Annotated in this window: 13 protein-coding genes, 1 tRNA gene, 2 rRNA genes and 2 pseudogenes; 9 read left to right on the top strand and 9 right to left on the bottom strand. The window is 36.4% G+C overall.

The features are described from left to right. Positions 1 to 60 precede the first annotated feature (60 nt). Together OPR26_RS00820 and OPR26_RS00815 are read right to left on the bottom strand one after the other, a co-directional pair. The gene (locus tag OPR26_RS00820) at positions 61 to 789 is read right to left on the bottom strand and encodes a triosephosphate isomerase (RefSeq protein WP_182320816.1); all 729 of its coding nucleotides are present in this window, start codon (positions 787 to 789) and stop codon (positions 61 to 63) included. Positions 790 to 813: 24 nt separating this feature from the next. Further along, a tRNA-Thr gene (locus OPR26_RS00815) sits at positions 814 to 886 on the bottom strand. A 78-nt stretch (positions 887 to 964) separates the two neighbouring features. Between OPR26_RS00815 and rsmA the strand changes: the two genes are divergently transcribed. After that, positions 965 to 1783: a 16S rRNA (adenine(1518)-N(6)/adenine(1519)-N(6))-dimethyltransferase RsmA gene (gene rsmA / locus OPR26_RS00810; RefSeq protein ID WP_265015958.1), complete on the top strand. Its 819-nt coding sequence runs from the start codon at positions 965 to 967 to the stop codon at positions 1781 to 1783. Positions 1784 to 1814: 31 nt separating this feature from the next. Beyond that, on the top strand, positions 1815 to 3308 hold the full coding sequence (gene guaB, locus OPR26_RS00805) for an IMP dehydrogenase (RefSeq protein ID WP_265015957.1): 1494 nt from the start codon (positions 1815 to 1817) through the stop codon (positions 3306 to 3308). Between the two features lie 10 nt (positions 3309 to 3318). Here guaB and fsa read toward each other — a convergent pair whose 3' ends face one another. The 4 genes from fsa to pstC all read right to left on the bottom strand — a co-directional run bounded on the left by fsa (position 3319) and on the right by pstC (position 7443). Continuing rightward, positions 3319 to 3960: a fructose-6-phosphate aldolase gene (gene fsa / locus OPR26_RS00800; protein ID WP_265015956.1), complete on the bottom strand. Its 642-nt coding sequence runs from the start codon at positions 3958 to 3960 to the stop codon at positions 3319 to 3321. Between the two features lie 508 nt (positions 3961 to 4468). Then, on the bottom strand, positions 4469 to 4813 hold the full coding sequence (locus OPR26_RS00795; RefSeq protein ID WP_265015955.1) for a F0F1 ATP synthase subunit epsilon: 345 nt from the start codon (positions 4811 to 4813) through the stop codon (positions 4469 to 4471). 12 nt (positions 4814 to 4825) lie between these two features. Beyond that, positions 4826 to 6253 (bottom strand): F0F1 ATP synthase subunit beta, encoded by a 1428-nt coding sequence (atpD, locus tag OPR26_RS00790; RefSeq protein ID WP_265016249.1) that lies wholly within the window; start codon positions 6251 to 6253, stop codon positions 4826 to 4828. A 101-nt stretch (positions 6254 to 6354) separates the two neighbouring features. Beyond that, the gene (gene pstC / locus OPR26_RS00785; protein WP_265016248.1) at positions 6355 to 7443 is read right to left on the bottom strand and encodes a phosphate ABC transporter permease subunit PstC; all 1089 of its coding nucleotides are present in this window, start codon (positions 7441 to 7443) and stop codon (positions 6355 to 6357) included. Positions 7444 to 7550: 107 nt separating this feature from the next. Between pstC and rpmH the strand changes: the two genes are divergently transcribed. From rpmH to OPR26_RS00770, 3 genes and pseudogenes are all read left to right on the top strand, one after another. Beyond that, positions 7551 to 7685 carry a 50S ribosomal protein L34 gene (rpmH, locus tag OPR26_RS00780; RefSeq protein WP_253301990.1) on the top strand — a complete coding sequence of 45 codons (135 nt, stop codon included), beginning with the start codon at positions 7551 to 7553 and terminating at the stop codon, positions 7683 to 7685. Between the two features lie 67 nt (positions 7686 to 7752). After that, positions 7753 to 8028: pseudogene (rnpA, locus tag OPR26_RS00775) on the top strand (ribonuclease P protein component); the annotation flags it as partial. Between the two features lie 90 nt (positions 8029 to 8118). Continuing rightward, positions 8119 to 8337, top strand: coding sequence for a hypothetical protein (locus OPR26_RS00770; protein ID WP_253301991.1), 219 nt, complete (start codon positions 8119 to 8121; stop codon positions 8335 to 8337). A gap of 16 nt (positions 8338 to 8353) precedes the next feature. On the opposite strand, the gene rrf is transcribed toward OPR26_RS00770, so the two are convergent. Together rrf and OPR26_RS00760 are read right to left on the bottom strand one after the other, a co-directional pair. After that, positions 8354 to 8460, bottom strand: a 5S ribosomal RNA gene (rrf, locus tag OPR26_RS00765). Between the two features lie 66 nt (positions 8461 to 8526). Then, positions 8527 to 11296, bottom strand: a 23S ribosomal RNA gene (locus tag OPR26_RS00760). A gap of 335 nt (positions 11297 to 11631) precedes the next feature. Here OPR26_RS00760 and OPR26_RS00755 point away from each other — a divergent pair. Next, the gene (locus OPR26_RS00755) at positions 11632 to 12708 is read left to right on the top strand and encodes a methyltransferase domain-containing protein (protein WP_265015954.1); all 1077 of its coding nucleotides are present in this window, start codon (positions 11632 to 11634) and stop codon (positions 12706 to 12708) included. A gap of 58 nt (positions 12709 to 12766) precedes the next feature. Beyond that, a complete protein-coding gene (locus tag OPR26_RS00750; protein ID WP_265015953.1) occupies positions 12767 to 14551 on the top strand; it encodes a ribonucleoside-diphosphate reductase subunit alpha in 1785 nt (594 codons plus the stop codon). Between the two features lie 515 nt (positions 14552 to 15066). On the opposite strand, the gene OPR26_RS00745 is transcribed toward OPR26_RS00750, so the two are convergent. Beyond that, a complete protein-coding gene (locus OPR26_RS00745) occupies positions 15067 to 15819 on the bottom strand; it encodes an IS5 family transposase (RefSeq protein ID WP_264702259.1) in 753 nt (250 codons plus the stop codon). 258 nt (positions 15820 to 16077) lie between these two features. On the opposite strand from OPR26_RS00745, the gene OPR26_RS00740 reads away from it, so the two are divergent. Continuing rightward, positions 16078 to 16446 carry a head decoration protein gene (locus OPR26_RS00740; protein ID WP_265015952.1) on the top strand — a complete coding sequence of 123 codons (369 nt, stop codon included), beginning with the start codon at positions 16078 to 16080 and terminating at the stop codon, positions 16444 to 16446. A gap of 43 nt (positions 16447 to 16489) precedes the next feature. Next, a pseudogene (locus OPR26_RS00735) lies at positions 16490 to 17486 on the top strand (major capsid protein).

Below are 17486 nucleotides of genomic sequence, written 5' to 3'. Positions count from 1 at the left end.
CCTTTCTTGGGTTAGCTATATATGCTTGACACTGGAATGATGCCATTTGTTATAGGATTCTTAGTTGCTGATTTTAGAATTGATAAGAGAAAACTTTTTTTCAACTTGTTGTATAATTTTATAAAAGTGATCGAAATCTAAGCTTGCACTGCCAATTAAAACTCCTGATAAATTTGAGATACTGAGCAAATTTTCTATATTTTCTGAACTGACTGAACCACCATATATAATGTGTTTTTTACCAGTACACAATTTTATTACCTCTATCACCTCAGTAATTGCATCATTATTTGGCACATGACCTGTGCCTATTGCCCATATTGGCTCATATGCTACGGTATATTCACCGTGTGTTGGCAAGCGGTTTTTACATTGATATTCTATTACTTCTTTTGTTTTTTCATTCTTATAATCTTCTGAATTTTCACCTACACAGATAATTGGGTGTAAGCCTGATTCTATTGCTATTTCCGACTTAAGTTTTATTTCACTATCTTCTTCATTGGCCCTTTCAGAGTGCCCAAGTATTACGTAAGTACACCCTAGTTCTTTTAACATTTCTGCACTAATTTCACCTGTGTAAGAACCGAACTTTTTATAATGGCAATTCTGTGCTCCTATATTAATATTATTGTTCAACTCTATACTGCTTGGAAATGATGTAAAAGGAGGGCAAATTACTAATTTAGAGGTAATTTCGTTGCTCTTGTCGTTAAGTTTGCCTATAAAGTCAACAAATGAAGAACGCATTCCATTCATTTTCCAATTTGCTACTATTAAAAAGGACATCAACTTTACTTATATAGGCAAGAGTGCCGGCTGTCGGACTTGAACTGACAACCTACTGATTACAAGTCAGTTGCTCTACCAATTGAGCTAAGCCGGCGTTAAACACATTAATAATATACAATTATCAATGAATTTTAGTCAACTGATTTTTAAAATACTGTACAATGAAAATAATATGAGAAAATTTTTACTGAAGCCAAAAAAGAGTCTAGGGCAAAATTTTATTTTATCGAGTGAGATAACAAAAAAAATCGTCGCTTTAGCTGGTAGTCTGGAAAATTTTAATGTCATTGAAATTGGTCCTGGATATGGTGCATTAACAAGAGAAATATTGGTGCATAATCCAAAGTCTCTACTTTCTATAGAAAAAGATAGAGATTTAGTAAAGCACCATGACCAACTGCTAAATGAGCATCAAGGAAAGTATAGAATTATAGAAGAGGATGCACTGCATGTTACAGAAGAAGAGCTGATAGAGCGCCCAGTTAAAGTTATTGCTAACTTGCCTTACAATATCTCAGTAGTGTTATTTTTAAAGTGGTTAAATAATATAAAATTTTTTACGAGTTTGACATTAATGTTTCAAAAAGAGGTAGCAGATCGCATTACGGCAAGACCCAATTCTAAAGATTATGGTTCCTTATCAGTGCTAAGCCAGTTACTATGTGATATAAAAAAGGAATTTGATATTGAACCTAAAGAGTTTTTTCCAAGGCCAAAAGTACATTCTTCAGTAATTACAGTAAATCCTTTGCCTACCCCAAAGTTTGCAGTAAATTTGGAAACCTTAACAAGATTAATACGTGCCGTTTTTGCTCAAAGAAGAAAGATGCTGAGAAATAGCTTGCAAAATATAACGAACCACACTGAAACTGTCCTTGAAAACGCTAAATTGAGTGGAAACGAACGTCCAGAAAACTTAACTATTGAGCAGTTTTGTTTGCTGGCAAATAATGTAGAATGCTTATTTTGCAAAAGCCCTATTGCAATTTAATTAATTGGCGTATAAGCTTTAAATAAAGCCTATGAAAAAAATGGAAGCTTGTTATTCGTTTGACGATATACTTCTTTTGCCAGCCTATTCTAATATATTGCCTTGCGATGCAGATACAAAAACTTATTTAACAAATAATATAGAACTAAATATCCCTCTCATATCCTCTGCAATGGATACTGTTACTGAATCGGGCTTTGCAATAGCTATTGCCCAACATGGAGGGATAGGTTGCATACATAAGAATTTATCAATAGATGAACAAGTTTTAGAAGTAAGAAGGGTGAAAAAATATGAAAGTTGGATCGTGTATAATCCAATCACGATTTCACCGAATAAAACAGTTGCGGAAGCAATTTCATTAATGAGAGAGCACAATTATTCTGGCATTCCTGTAGTCAATCAACTCAAGTTAGTTGGAATTTTAACTAACCGAGATGTGAGGTTTATTGAAGACCAGAACATGAATGTAAAAGTTTCCGAAGTGATGACAAAAGATAAGTTAGTGACAGTGCGGGAGCAGGGAGTGAATAGTGCCTCAGCAATGAAATTGTTGCATGAAAATAGAATAGAAAAGCTTTTGGTCGTAGATGAAAATTCTTGTTGTATAGGTTTAATTACGGTTAAAGACATTGAAAAATACAATAGATACCCAAATTCATGTAAAGACAGTAAAGGACGGCTCAGAGTTGCCGCTGCAATTGGCACTGGTAAAAAAGATGGTATAGAAAGATGTGAAGCTTTGATCGGAGAAGAAGTTGATGTAGTTGTTGTGGATACTGCTCACGGTCATTCCGAAAACGTTATCAATACCATTAGGGAAATAAAAAAGATGTATCCTAATACGCAATTAATTGGCGGAAACATTGCAACAAAGGAGGCTGCTGAAGCGTTGATTGATGCGGGTATTGATGCAGTGAAGGTCGGAATAGGACCAGGATCAATCTGTACAACCAGAATAGTTACAGGTGTTGGTGTGCCACAATTCTCTGCAATCAAGAATGTTGCAGAGGCGTGTAGAGCAAGAAACGTCAGACTAATTGCTGATGGTGGGGTAAAATACTCAGGAGATGTTGCAAAAGCTATTGCAGCTGGTGCTGACTCTGTGATGATTGGTTCGATTTTTGCTGGCACTGACGAAAGCCCAGGTGAGATTATCATGTATAAGGGCAGAGCATATAAAGGCTATCGAGGAATGGGATCTATTAGTGCAATGAAACGAGGTTCAGCTAGCCGTTATTTTCAAGATAAAGACTCAAAACTTAAATTAGTTCCACAAGGAGTAGAAGGAAGAGTTCCATTTAAAGGTCCAGCTTCAGGAGTAATCCATCAGTTGATTGGCGGATTGCAAGCTGCAATGGGGTATACTGGTAATAGGAATATAGAAGAGATGAAAAAAAATTGTAAATTTGTTACTATTACTGCATCAGGACTAAGAGAGAGTCATGCTCATGATGTAGTCATTACACAAGAAGCTCCAAATTACGCTTATCAAGCGTCCAATTTGTCAACCGATTCAGAGTAGTGACCGCTTATTATTTTGCACCCCAGTCTTTTTCAAATATTGCTAGCCCTTGGTCAGTAAGTGGGTGATTAATTAATTGTCTAAGTACTTTTGCTGGAACAGTAATTGAACCAGCGCCAATCCTTGCAGCTTCTATTACATGTGCTGGGCTTCTCACTGATGCAACAAGAACTTTAGTATCAAAACCGTAATTAGAATATATAGTACATATATCTTCTATTAGCGATAAACCATCATAGCTTATATCATCAAGGCGACCAACAAAGGGAGAAATAAAACAAGCACCGACCTTAGCGGCAAGCAGTGCTTGTCCAGGAGAAAAACATAATGTGATGTTAACAGGTATTTTATGCTCTGTCCACAACTTTTTACAAGAAATTAATCCTTCATATGTAAGGGGCAATTTTACCACAACATTATCAGCGATTTTCGCTAACTTAAGGCCTTCTTTAACCATCTCTTCACGGCTATCTGCAACAACTTCAACACTAACAGGTCCATTTATAATAGAGCATATTTCACGCACTAAATCCTCGTATTTATCTTTACGCCCGGACTTCGCTATTAAAGAAGGATTAGTTGTTATGCCGTCAATGAACTCCCTTAGTTCTTTAATTTCATTTAAATCAACGCTATCAAGAAAAATTTCCATATTAATCTCCTATTAAAAAACTATCTTTACAAAACATTGTCATCTTTGAAGGCAAAAGTACAAAAATGGTGTTATCCCAGTGTCCGCTACAGAACTGTACGAACGTTCAGTAAGGCAAGGTGTCATTCCAGTGCTTGACACTGGAATCCAGCCTATTTCATCATAGAAATTGTTTTCGACATATGTTCCTAGAATCCCCGGCCAATTGCATGATTTACAAATATTTTTACACCTAGATCCCAGTGTCACGCACTGGGATGACAAAGGTGAACACTGGGATGACAGGGAAGAGAATACTGGATGACAGAAAAAAAGCACTTGGATGACGCCATTTTTTGTACTTTTGCCTTCAAAGATGCAACGTTCGTATAGCAGTGAACTTGACCATAGGATCCAGTTGTCAAAATTTCTGGATCCCAGTGTCACGCACTGGGATGACAAAAAAAGAGCCCCCTGAGCAAAAATCTTATAGCCACTTGAATGATAATTGACTTTTTGCCTAAAATAACTAAGAAAGAAACTTCTCATCAAGATAACTTAAATATATACTAATTCTCTTATTTTTAAACGATTTCTCATCATGAATTGCACGATCAAAAACCTGAATTTGACTTGTTATAATGCTACAATTATTACTTGCAACTTCTAATATGCCACTATCAATTACAACCTTCTTTTCTGTTTGGTTACTCATTTTAACAGTAATCATACCAGGCAATAAATAAATTAAGTAAGGAGCATGGTGAGCTAAAATCATAAGCTCCCCTTCGAGCCCAGTTACTGAAAGAGAAACCACTCCACTGAATGAAATTTGATCATCAGGAGAGAAAAATTGCACTTTAAAAGTATTCATAATCTTTAACTTTTACTTAGCTTCAGCTTGTATTAATTCAGCCTTTTTTATTGCTTCATCTATATTCCCCACCATATAAAAAGCGGCCTCTGGTAAGTGATCATATTTGCCTTCAACAATCCCTTTAAAACTGGAAACAGTATCAGAAAGTGAAACAAATTTACCAGGCATGCCAGTAAATATTTCTGCAACGTGAAAAGGTTGAGAAAGAAATTTCTGAATCTTACGAGCCCTATCAACAATAATTTTATCTTCATCAGATAGCTCATCCATACCAAGTATTGCGATAATATCTTGCAGTGATTTATAAGTTTGCAATATACGTTTCACCTCAGAAGCTACCTTATAATGTTCTTCACCAATGATTTCAGCAGATAAAGACTGAGAAGTTGAATCAAGTGGATCAACAGCAGGGTATATTCCCATTTCAGCTATTTGCCTTGATAACACTGTGGTGGCATCAAGATGAGAGAATATAGTTGCTGGAGCTGGATCAGTTAAATCGTCTGCAGGAACATATATAGCTTGCACAGAAGTAATAGAACCAGAAGTTGTTGAAGCTATTCTTTCTTGCATTGCACCCATATCAGTTGCAAGGGTTGGCTGATAACCAACAGCTGACGGTATTCTTCCAAGTAAAGCAGAAATTTCAGAACCAGCTTGTGTAAAACGGAAGATATTATCCACAAAAAATAGAACATCTTGATTTTCCTTATCACGGAAATATTCTGCCATAGTAAGTGCTGTTAAAGCAACTCTAGCCCTTGCTCCAGGAGGCTCATTCATCTGACCATAAACCAAAACAGCTTGAGATTTTTCATGCTCATTTATATTTATTACATTTGAAGTGATCATCTCGTGATAAAGATCGTTACCTTCACGCGTTCTCTCCCCTACCCCGGCAAACACAGAAAATCCTTTATGAGCTTTTGCTATATTATTAATTAATTCCATTATCAGGACTGTTTTACCAACACCGGCTCCACCAAATAAGCCAATTTTTCCTCCTTTAAGATAAGGTGCAAGAAGATCTATAACTTTTATTCCCGTAACTAAAACTTCTTCCTGTATTCTCTGTTCAGTAAAACTTGGAGGTGCTCTGTGTATAGGCTCTAAGTTATATTTTCCCTTCAGTGGACCACACTCATCTATAAGCTCTCCAACAATATTAAAAATCCTTCCTAAAGTTGAACGCCCAATTGGCACCGATATTGGTGCACCTGTATCAACAAATTCATCCCCCCTTGACATACCATCTGTGCTATCCATAGCAATACAACGAACTATATTGTCACCTATATGCTGCGAAACTTCTAAAACCAGCTCCTTATCCTTATATTTTAGTTTGCTTTTTAAAGCATTAAATATTTTAGGCAATTCACCTTCAAATTTTATATCAACAACTGCTTGAGTTACCTTAATCGCTCTACCTATATTCATCTCTTTATTTTTATCACCTAACACTATAATTCCATAAAAGAACTTCTAAAGAAAATAAATTTTATATTATTAATAGAAATTTTGCAACATTAAAACGCTTACTAGTTACGCTTCATTACAAACAATGCAAATGCATTTAATAGCCAAGTAATAATAAACAATACTAAACTAAGCGCATAAGCAGCAAGAGTTTGTACACTATTGAAATCCTGATCTCCGGTAAGTAATGTAGCGATCTGCACGGTAATGGTAGTAACTGAATTAAGAGGGTTAAAAGTCAAATTTGCGTTGATTCCCACAGCCATTAGCACAATCATTGTTTCACCTATCACTCTTGAAATTGACAATAAAATTGCACTTAAAATTGTAGGCATTGCATAAGGTATTGTTATATGCCATATAGTTTCCGCTGGAGTTGCACCAAGTGCCATGAAGCCATAACGCAAGCTTTTTGGAACAGATCTTATGGCATCTTCGAGTAAAGAAATAATAAAAGGAAGAATCATTATCCCAATCGATAAACCGGCAACTAAGGCACTTTCTGAGTGTATACTTAAACCAAAAAAATTTGCTACCTGCTTTATAAAGAAAGACAAAAACACAACCGCGAAATATCCATATACAACCGTAGGAATAGCAGACAAAACTTGCAAAGTTGTATTAACAATATAACGCACTTTCTCACTCGCATATTCACTAATATATATTGCAGAAAATAAACCAAGCGGAACGACAACTAACATTGCTATAATAGTTATAAGTAATGTACCAACTAAAAGCGGCGCTATACCAAAATATCCTATCTTCTCTTCATTGATAGTGACTACATTGTGGCCCCATTTCAAGCAAAACAAGAATTCTGAAATAGCTACTTTATTAAAAAAACTAATGGATTGAATAAAAATAGACAGCATTATAAATAAAGTGATAAAAAATGATATGGCCAAAGCCACAAATAACGAAAGTTTTATTATCTTATTTCTTTTATTTTTAAAGATAAAAGCAAGCATGAAAAAAAGTAATGCTATAGAAATAAAAGTTACAAAACAATTATTATAGAGTACTAACAACCAAGTTAGCATCCATACACAACTAAGATATAGATAAGGTTTAACCTTATTTACTTCTTGAAACCTACTAAAACAAAATAAAAGGATTAGTAGGACAGGTATGACTATCACCGAATTCATTTTCCCATACATCAAATTTTATTCTACGAAAATGTCATACAAGTTCACCATCATTTGACAATAAAGTAAAACAATTTAAAATAAATAATTATATTAATATAAAAACAATGAAGAGAACATTTCAACCAAAAAATTTGATAAGAAAGCGCAGACATGGATTTCGTTCACGTATGGCAACAAGAGCTGGAAGAAAAATCCTTAATAAGCGCCGTTCATTAGGGTGTAACAAATTATGCGCATAGTAAGTATAAAAAAAAAGATTTTTCCTTTGCTTTCAAAAATAAGTTAGCACTTAGCAGTCTTTTTTATCGTGGGCTTTATATATCACTGTACGCTATAAAAGAAAGAGAACCTGAAAAGTACATTCATGCTATTAGAGTAGGTCTGGCTATCAGTAAAAAAGCCGGAAAAGCAGCAAAAAGAAATAAAATAAAAAGGCAATTACGAATACTTGCTAGAATTAGCATTTTAAATATAAGCAATATAGGGCACTACTACATAATACTAACTCATAGAAACATTATGCAAGCAAGTTATAAAAACTTACAAAAAGATCTAACTATTTGCTTAAAAAAGATAAAATAAAAAAAAATCTCAATTAAGGTATTTACAACTATATTTTTTATGATAACATAAGTAAAATTTTTAAAATAAATTAACGGGTGTGGGTGTTTAATGGTAGAGAGTAGAAAAGAACAAGATAAAAATCTCAATATAAATAATGTTAAAGAAGATTTTTATGAATATAAAGAATCTAGTTATCGTACACAATGGGAATTAGCATTTGAGCAAAGTCAATACTTAGAGCAGAATAAGAATAAGCCTAGACCACAATTATTAGATTTGAATATAGAAGCGACTTCTTGTAATAAAAGAATTATTAAAAGGCGATAAAAAGAAATTTTTATAAACTTGGCGGCGACCTACTCTCCCTTTTCAAGTACCATCAGCGCTAAAAAGTTTCACTTCCGAGTTCGAGATGAGATCGGGTGGTTCATTTTTGCTATAGCCACCAAGTCAATAAAAATTTCTAACTTAACAATTTTAACTTAATATTTAACACTGCATACACACATATAGAAAGCAAATAAATCAATCAGGCTATTAGTACTAGTTAGCTTCACATGTTACCATGCTTCCACACCTAGCCTATCAACGTGGTAGTCTTCCACGGCCTTAATTGGGAAATCTTTTTGAAGAGGGTTTCTTGCTTATATGCTTTCAGCAATTATCCCATCTATACATAGCCACCCAGCGATGCTATTGGCATAACAGCTGGTACACCAGAGGTATATCCATCTCGGTCCTCTCGTACTAGAGTCAGACCTTCTCAAATTTCCTTCACCCACGGCAGATAGAAACCGAACTGTCTCACGACGTTCTAAACCCAACTCACGTATCACTTTAATCGGCGAACAGCCGAACCCTTGGGACCTTCTTCAGCCCCAGGATGTAATGAGTCGACATCGAGGTGCCAAACGGTGTCGTCGCTATGAACGCTCGAACACCATCAGCCTGTTATCCCCGGCGTACCTTTTATCCGTTGAGCGATGACCCTTCCATACAGAATCACCGGATCACTATGACCGACTTCCGTCTCTGCTTGGCTTGTCAGCCTCGCAGTCAGGCAAGCTTATGCCATTATACTATCAAGCTGATTTCCGACCAGCTCTAGCTTACCTTCGCACGCCTCCGTTACTTTTTAGGAGGCGACCGCCCCAGTCAAACTACCCACCATACAATGTCCTAGTTCCAGATAATGAAACATAGTTAGATATCAAAAGTGTAAAGGGTGGTATCTCAAGGTTGACTCCATTATAGCTAGCGCCATAACTTCAAAGTCTCCCACCTATCCTGCACATCACACTTTTAATAGCAATGTAAAGCTATAGTAAAGGTGCACGGGGTCTCTTCGTCTAACCGCGGGTACCCCGCATCTGCACGGGGAATTCAATTTCGCTGAAGTGATGTTGGAGACAGTGGAGAAATCGTTACGCCATTCGTGCGGGTCGGAACTTACCCGACAAGGAATTTCGCTACCTTAGGACCGTCAGTGTTACGGCCGCCGTTTACTGGGGCTTCAATTTAGAGCTTGCACCCCTCCTATTAACCTTCCAGCACCGGGCAGGCGTCAGACCCTATACTTCCACTTACGTGTTTGCAGAGTCCTGTGTTTTTAGTAAACAGTCGCTACTCCCTATTTTGTGCCACCTACTCATAGTTGCCTAAAAGCAGGTTACCCTTCTTCCGAAGTTACAGGTATAATTTGCCGAGTTCCTTCAACATCATTCTTTCAACACCTTAGTATACTCTACTCATCCACCAGTGTCGGTTTGCGGTACGGCCTCATAAATATAAGTGCTATTTCCTGGAGCTTCTTTTAAGCATAGATCAATCCAATAAGATCTATACAAATACGAAACCCTTCACACTTAAGAGGTTTAGGAATATTAACCTAATTGCCATCGACTACTCCTTTACGGACTCGCCTTAGGAACCGACTAACCCTACGCAGATTAACTTAACGTAGGAACCCTTAGATTTTTGGTGAGAGTGTTTTTCACACTCTTTTACGCTACTTATGTCAGCATTCTCACTTCCGATATCTCCAGCAGTTTTCACAAACCACCTTCACAGACTTACGGAACGCTCCGCTACCGCGCCTATTGATCGAAATCAATAAGCACTCACATCTTCGGTATACAGCTTTAGCCCCGGTACATTTTCGGCGCAGAAAAACTTATTTAGACAAGTGAGCTGTTACGCTTTCTTTAAAGGATGGCTGCTTCCAAGCCAACCTCCTAGCTGTAATGGTTTTTCTACTTCCTTCCCCACTTAGCTGTAATTTTGGGACCTTAGATAGTGATCTGGGTTGTTTCCCTTTCCACCACGGACTTAGCACCCGTAGTGTGCCTGCTGTATAATTAATTGTTGGTATTCGGAGTTTAGTTAGATTTGGTAAGACGGTGAATCCCCCTAGTCTATCCAGTGCTCTACCCCCAACAACATACATACATACAACGCTCTACCTAAATAGATTTCGCGGAGAACCAGCTATTTCCAAGTTTGATTGGCCTTTCACCCCTAATCACAACTCATCCAATAATGTTGCAACATTAACTGGTTCGATCCTCCAGTGTGTTTTACCACACCTTCAATCTGGTCATGACTAGATCACTTGGTTTCGGGTCTAATCCATAAAACTAAAACGCCCTATTCAGACTTGCTTTCGCTACGCCTACACCTAACGGCTTAAGCTTGCTTCATAGATTAACTCGCTGACCCATTATGCAAAAGGTACGCTGTCACTCTAAATATCAATAAATTGATATAGAGCTCCAACTGTTTGTAAGCACTTGATTTCAGATTCTATTTCACTCCCCTCCCGGGGTTCTTTTCACCTTTCCCTCACGGTACTTGTTCACTATCGGTCGTTAAGTAGTATTTAGGCTTGGAGGATGGTCCCCCCATATTCAAACAGGATTTCACGTGCCCCGCTCTACTCAAGGATTTAAAAACTTTCTACTTATACAGGACTATCACCTTCTATGGTTACTATTTCCAGAGTATTCTAATTCTTATTCTTAAATCACTAGCCTTTTCCGCTTTCGCTCGTCACTACTAACAGAATCTCGGTTGATTTCTTTTCCTTTGGCTACTTAGATATTTCAGTTCACCAAGTTTGCTTTACATACTTAGTATGTAATAACTAGCTAAGCTAGTTGGGTTTCCCCATTCGGAAATCTGCGGATCAAAATTTGTTGACAATTCCCCACAGCTTATCGCAGCCTGCCACGTCCTTCATCGCCTCTTAACGCCAAGGCATCCATCAAGTGCTCTTAATAATTTATTTATCCGACTATATGCAGAATATGCAGAGTTAAATATTATTAAAATTGAATTGAGATTAAATTAATCTCTACCATAAAACTTGTCAAACATCTAAAAACTAAATTAATCTTTTATATATTATAACCTAACAAATAATATGTCAACGTCTTTTTGCACAAAACATTTACTTATATTATCAACAACAATATACTAGCAATTCTAAACAGTACAATCTGAGAAATATGCGGTAAACTTATGTATACAGTAAAAATTAATGAAAAAGATATTTTGTAAGATAAAATATGTTAAAATCAATTGCCTAAAAATGATAATGAACATTCGGAGTATTTCTAATGTATGAAAAGTAATCTCTCTTTTATAAAAAACGTTGCTTTAAATTGTATGTCTAAGCTCATTGGCGTATTAAATATTAAGAAAGTAAAACACTTCATTGTGAATAAATATAATACTCTTCATAAAGAAATGAAAGTGCTTCTTAAAAAATCTAAGAACCTGTTAAATACCAACATTGAAATCGGTTTATATCACTTTTATAAAGGTAGCATATCAGATGCAAAGTTACGATTTTGGTTAATTAGCATATTTTACCCCCATTTACCCATAGTCTGGTATAACATCGGAAGGTGTCATTTTGCGGTAGGGAATACTAACAAAGCTTATAATTATTTAACACAGACACTAAAATTAGATAGTGATCACGAGGAGGCATCTTACTATATAAAAAAAATGACAAACTCAGCGCCTATTACAGAATTGCCAAAAAACCTCATAAGACAATATTTTGATTACACAGGTGAATATTTTGTTGAGCATTGGTTGATTGCTAAACAGTATAGAGGGCATGAACTTGTACACATGATAATTACAAAAATCTTCAACAACTCTACTTCTGAGCTCAATATACTTGACCTTGGTTGTGGGACTGGAATATGTGGTCATTTCTTGAAAATAAATAGTACTGGAAGCCACATAACAGGAATTGACATTTCAAGTAAAATGCTAAATATCGCAAGAGGATGCTTTATAAAAGGTAAGCCTGTTTACAATGAATTAATACATATGGAAATAAAAGAGTTTCTTAAACAAGAGAAAAACCAGCAGTATGATGTAATTATCTTTGCTGAAGTGCTACATTATCTACATGACTTTCAAGAAGAATTGGCATTAGCAAAAAGATCTACGAGCAAAAAAGGGGTTATTATATGTTTAATAAGAAGAAAGGAAGGTGAAGGTATTGACTTTGTAAACAAAGGAGACTACTTTCGTCACTCAGAAAGTTATGTTCAACATGTTGCAAAAAAAATAAATATGCAGATAAGTTATATGAGTTACTGTAAAATATATGGCAGTCAGGTTGACGGTATCTTGTTTGCACTACATCATCAACAAGAAAATCCGAAAAACCTAACTTAAAAATCGCTCAAAGTGGCTTTTAAGTATTTATATATAATGAAAGAATAAAAGGAATTTTATGAATAACATTACTATTAATTACGCAAAGGATAGCAAATTAACCGATTTTGGAAAAGCAGTTCTATCAGACAGGTATTTAATAGAAAATGAAAGCTACCAAGACCTCTTTGCACGTATTGCTAATTACTATTCTGATAATAAAGAACATGCGCAGCGTCTTTATGACTACATGAGCAACTTGTGGTTCATGCCTTCAACACCAATACTCAGCAATGGTGGCACCAAGAGAGGGTTGCCTATCTCTTGCTTTCTTAATGAAACCGAAGACAGCTTGCAGGGAATAGTTGACTTATGGAATGAAAATGTTTGGCTTGCTGCACGTGGAGGAGGCATAGGTAGTTATTGGGGAAATTTACGTTCAATTGGTGAAAGTGTAAAAGGTAGTGGTAAAACATCAGGAATTGTACCATTTATTGTGGTGCAAAATGCTCTAACGCTCGCAATTAGTCAGGGATCCTTAAGGCGAGGAAGTTCAGCAGTCTATCTTCCTGTATCTCATCCGGAGATAGAAGAGTTTCTGGATTTGCGCAAGCCAACAGGCGGTGACCCAAATCGCAAAGCGTTAAATATACATCATGCTGTAATAGTAACAGATAAATTTATGCAGGCTGTTGAGAATGATCAAGAATGGAATTTAATAAGCCCTCACAACAATAAGGTTATTTCAATTGTAAAAGCGCGGGATATATGGATCAAAATATTAACAGCAAGAGTCGAAACTGGAGAACCTTACATTATTTTCCTTGATGCAACAAATAACAATAAGCCAGAATCTTACAAAAAGCTCAACTTAGACATCAAGATGTCAAATCTATGCAGTGAAATAACTTTAACTACAGGTTATGATCACCTGAATAAGTCACGCACTGCTGTGTGTTGTCTATCATCCATAAACCTTGAGTACTACGAAGAATGGAAAGACAATAAACTCTTCATAGAAGATATAATGCGCTTTCTTGATAATGTATTGGAAGATTTCATAAATAAAGCACCGAATGAAATGCAGCGAGCAAAATATTCTGCAGCCAGAGAACGTAGTATTGGTTTTGGCGTGATGGGCTTTCACTCATTTTTACAAAGCAAAATGGTTCCTTTTGAATCAGTAATAGCACAACAATGGAATAAAAAAATATTTAAGTATTTACGTGAGCAAGCAGATATAGTTTCTAAAAAATTGGCAGAAGAAAAGGGGGCATGTCTTGATGCCAAAGAAGTCGATCTAATGGAAAGGTTTACACACAAGCTCGCTATTGCTCCTACTGCCTCGATCTCCATTATTGCAGGTAATACCTCTCCTGGAATAGAACCATATGCAGCAAACGTATTCATACAAAAGACACTTACAGGCTCATTTGTAGTGCGAAATAAATTCTTGCAAAAACTATTAGCAGAAAAAAATCAAGACAATGATAAAATATGGTCTTCAATTTCAACAAACGAGGGTTCCGTTCAGCATTTAAATTTTCTTAGTGAGCATGAAAAACTGACATTTAAAACAGCGTACGAGCTTGACCAAAGATGGATTATAGAACATGCAAGCGATAGAACTTCGTATATTTGTCAGTCTCAATCAGTAAATCTGTTCTTACCTGCCAACGTACATAAACGTTACTTGCACAAAATACACATGCTTGCTTGGAAAAAAGGATTGAAGAGCTTATATTACTGCAGATCACAATCAATGCAGAGAGCCGATAAGGTCTCGCATGACATATTCAAAAAAAGTGAAATATTGCAACAAAAAACAGATATTGACTACGATGAATGTCTGTCATGCCAATAGTGACCTTACTCAGAAAAAGTGGAGAGAAAGTTAAGCAAATGGGTAAGGAAATATAATAGACTTCCTGCATAACAATATAACATTGGAAATAGAAACGAAAAAACTTACTTGACAAACCTCGCCAGCCCCCTTATCATAAAACTGAAGCTATTTTATTTAACTTCGCAATCTCTGCAGCAGATTAAAATGACAAGAAAACTTGTATTTGGCGTACTATTGTTTAATTCTTTGCACTATGTGCACCGTATGTCTTTATCAAATTTCTAGGTTTTTACCTGTACAAGCTGAAACGCGCTTATAAAGCGTTCAAGACATCACCCAACGTCAAATTTTAAAATAGAGAGTGTAATAACTAGCTACCACGGGTTTTCTTTGCCTTTTTTTCTGCCTAGTAAATTTCTTAAACATTTATAGCTAAGGTTAGTTGCATTTAAAAGCAGCTAAATTGCAGCGTTTAAGACTTAAAAAACGCCAATACTGAAAATAGACAATGACTAGGCTCTGTGGACAAAATTTTAGAGAAGCCATACAAGAGCTCCAACAAAATTGAGAAAACCCATAAAAACCTCAGCAGTTTTATCAAATCTGGAAAAAATGCGCCTAAAATTTTTAATTTTACCAAAAAAACACTCAATCAAATGACGTTCTTTGTAGATATGCTCATCGTAATACCTTTGCACTTTTCGATTCCGTTTTGGCGGAATAACTACTGTACATCCCTTGTCTTCAAGACTTGTAACAAAGGCATTGCTATCGTAGCCCTTGTCAGCTACTACAGTAGAGTTATAGATACTTTCGGTCAACACTTGTGCCTGCGTAATTTCATTTCTTTGACCAGGAGTCAGAGTAAATTTAAGTGGATTTCCAAGTGCATCGACAAGCGCATGTATTTTAGTTGTAAAGCCACCTTTGCTCCTCCCTAAAGCTTCTTGATCCTTGGAGTTTTTTGTATATCCAGATGAACATGGATGGGCTCGGATGATCGTACCGTCGATTATAGCAACTTCTAAATCAGGCTCTTGTTTAGTATATTCAAGCAATTTTTTCCAGACATCTCTTTCACACCATCTTTTAAATCGCTTATGTATACTCCTGTAATTACCATAAGTTTTTGGTAAAAGTCTCCATTGGCAACCACTTCGCACTATGTACCACACTGCCTCTATGAATATTCTTAAACGTTTTTCATCTTTGCTGTGCATTCCTTTTACGCTTTTTATGAACTCTAAAATTTGTTTCCAATTTTCCTCTTTGATGTAATATTGCATATGGTAGTTTCTCCATTTTTTACCTATTAGGCTAAACTACCATCTTTTTCTCTCTTTTCATATTTTTTGTCCACAGAGCCTAGGTCAAAGAAACAAATATTTTGGGTACTTATTGCAGCGAACGGAGCAACTGAAAATCAGTACTTGAAAGATATAATCAATAATGTGATCACATTAGAAGACTTATTTTAATTTAACATCGAAATTTTAGAAAAACTTACACAGCTTTTTTTGAGTAACAAATATAGGAGGGAAAAAATGACAAGTATAACAGAAGGAAATAATTTAGGTGACCTTTTAAAATATGAGGCATCAAATCTATATTCAAGAGACCAAATAACGGTAGCAAAGGGGCAGAACCTTAAACTTGGCACGGTTGTTGGTCGTGATAAAGATGATCTAATTAAAATTATAAACTTAGCAGCCACGGATGGTACGCAGACAGCTATAGGAGTGATAACAAGTGATGTAAACGCAACGGAAACCACCAAAGCAGTAATCATTACACGTATTGCGATGCTAGCTGATCATGCAGTGGTGTGGCCAGCAAATATAACCGAAGAGCAGAAAGCTGCAGCAATAAAGCAACTTGAAGCACGGGGCATCATCATCCGCAAAGGGGCTTAAAAGCCCGACGAGCTATTTAAAAACAGCATTAAAGGGGGAAAGAATGCAAAATCCATTTACAAATCCGGCATTTAGTATGACGGAATTAACGAAAGCAATAAACATATTGCCGATAAATTATGGTCGAACAGAAAATTTAAATTTATTTCCAAGTAGGTCAGTAAGATTTCGTCATATTACGATAGAAGAGCAAAACGGTGTTTTGAGCCTATTACCAACACAAACGCCAGGAGCACCAGCAACAGTAGGAAAACGAGGAAAACGGAAAATAAGAACTTTTACCATTCCACATATTCCGCATGATGATGTAGTGTTACCTGAGGAAGTGCAAGGAATAAGGGCATTTGGGTCAGAGAATGAGCTGAAAGCATTGGCAGATGTAATAACGGATCATTTACAGCTAATGAGAAACAAGCACGCGATAACGTTAGAACATTTGCGGATGGGGGCGTTGAAAGGGATTATTCTGGATGCAGATGGCAGTGAATTGTTAAATCTTTACAACGAATTTGAAATTACACCGAAAGTAGTAAATTTTGCACTTGGAACAGCAACCACCGATGTCAAGCGTAAGTGTCTGGAAGTATTGAGGCATGTTGAAGACAACTTAAGTGGTGAATATATGACCGGGATTCATGCCTTGGTAAGTCCAGAGTTTTTTGATGCACTAACTTCTCATACCAAGGTAAAAGAAGCATACGAGAGATGGCAAGAAGGAGCAGCGCTGAGGAACGATATGAGATCAGTTCTGTGGGATTACATTTGAGGAGTACAGAGGGCAAGCAACTGACCCTGAAGGAATTGTGAGAAGGTTTATAGAAAAAGACACGGGACACTGTTTTCCACTTGGTACAGCTAATACATTTACTACTTACTTTGCCCCAGCGGACTTTAACGAAACAGTGAATACCCTTGGACAGCCATTATATGCAAAACAAGAGCCAAGAAGATTTGATAGAGGGACTGACCTTCATACCCAATCCAACCCTTTGCCGATGTGCCACCGTCCAGGAACATTAATCAAAGTCGTTGCAGCATAA

The sequence above is a fragment of the Wolbachia endosymbiont (group A) of Anoplius nigerrimus genome (assembly GCF_947251795.1).
In the GTDB taxonomy this organism is placed as follows: Bacteria; Pseudomonadota; Alphaproteobacteria; order Rickettsiales; family Anaplasmataceae; genus Wolbachia.
This window is presented reverse-complemented; position numbering and strand designations above follow the sequence as displayed.

What these genes read in the sequence shown, in the direction of transcription:
- guaB (WP_265015957.1), top strand. Translation starts at nt 1,815, where the DNA reads ATGAAAAAAATGGAAGCTTGTTATTCGTTTGACGATATACTTCTTTTG.
- rsmA (WP_265015958.1), top strand. Translation starts at nt 965, where the DNA reads ATGAGAAAATTTTTACTGAAGCCAAAAAAGAGTCTAGGGCAAAATTTT.
- OPR26_RS00740 (WP_265015952.1), top strand. Translation starts at nt 16,078, where the DNA reads ATGACAAGTATAACAGAAGGAAATAATTTAGGTGACCTTTTAAAATAT.
- OPR26_RS00770 (WP_253301991.1), top strand. Translation starts at nt 8,119, where the DNA reads ATGGTAGAGAGTAGAAAAGAACAAGATAAAAATCTCAATATAAATAAT.
- OPR26_RS00750 (WP_265015953.1), top strand. Translation starts at nt 12,767, where the DNA reads ATGAATAACATTACTATTAATTACGCAAAGGATAGCAAATTAACCGAT.
- pstC (WP_265016248.1), bottom strand. Translation starts at nt 7,443, where the DNA reads ATGAATTCGGTGATAGTCATACCTGTCCTACTAATCCTTTTATTTTGT.
- OPR26_RS00795 (WP_265015955.1), bottom strand. Translation starts at nt 4,813, where the DNA reads ATGAATACTTTTAAAGTGCAATTTTTCTCTCCTGATGATCAAATTTCA.
- OPR26_RS00745 (WP_264702259.1), bottom strand. Translation starts at nt 15,819, where the DNA reads ATGCAATATTACATCAAAGAGGAAAATTGGAAACAAATTTTAGAGTTC.
- fsa (WP_265015956.1), bottom strand. Translation starts at nt 3,960, where the DNA reads ATGGAAATTTTTCTTGATAGCGTTGATTTAAATGAAATTAAAGAACTA.
- OPR26_RS00820 (WP_182320816.1), bottom strand. Translation starts at nt 789, where the DNA reads ATGTCCTTTTTAATAGTAGCAAATTGGAAAATGAATGGAATGCGTTCT.
- rpmH (WP_253301990.1), top strand. Translation starts at nt 7,551, where the DNA reads ATGAAGAGAACATTTCAACCAAAAAATTTGATAAGAAAGCGCAGACAT.
- atpD (WP_265016249.1), bottom strand. Translation starts at nt 6,253, where the DNA reads ATGAATATAGGTAGAGCGATTAAGGTAACTCAAGCAGTTGTTGATATA.
- OPR26_RS00755 (WP_265015954.1), top strand. Translation starts at nt 11,632, where the DNA reads ATGAAAAGTAATCTCTCTTTTATAAAAAACGTTGCTTTAAATTGTATG.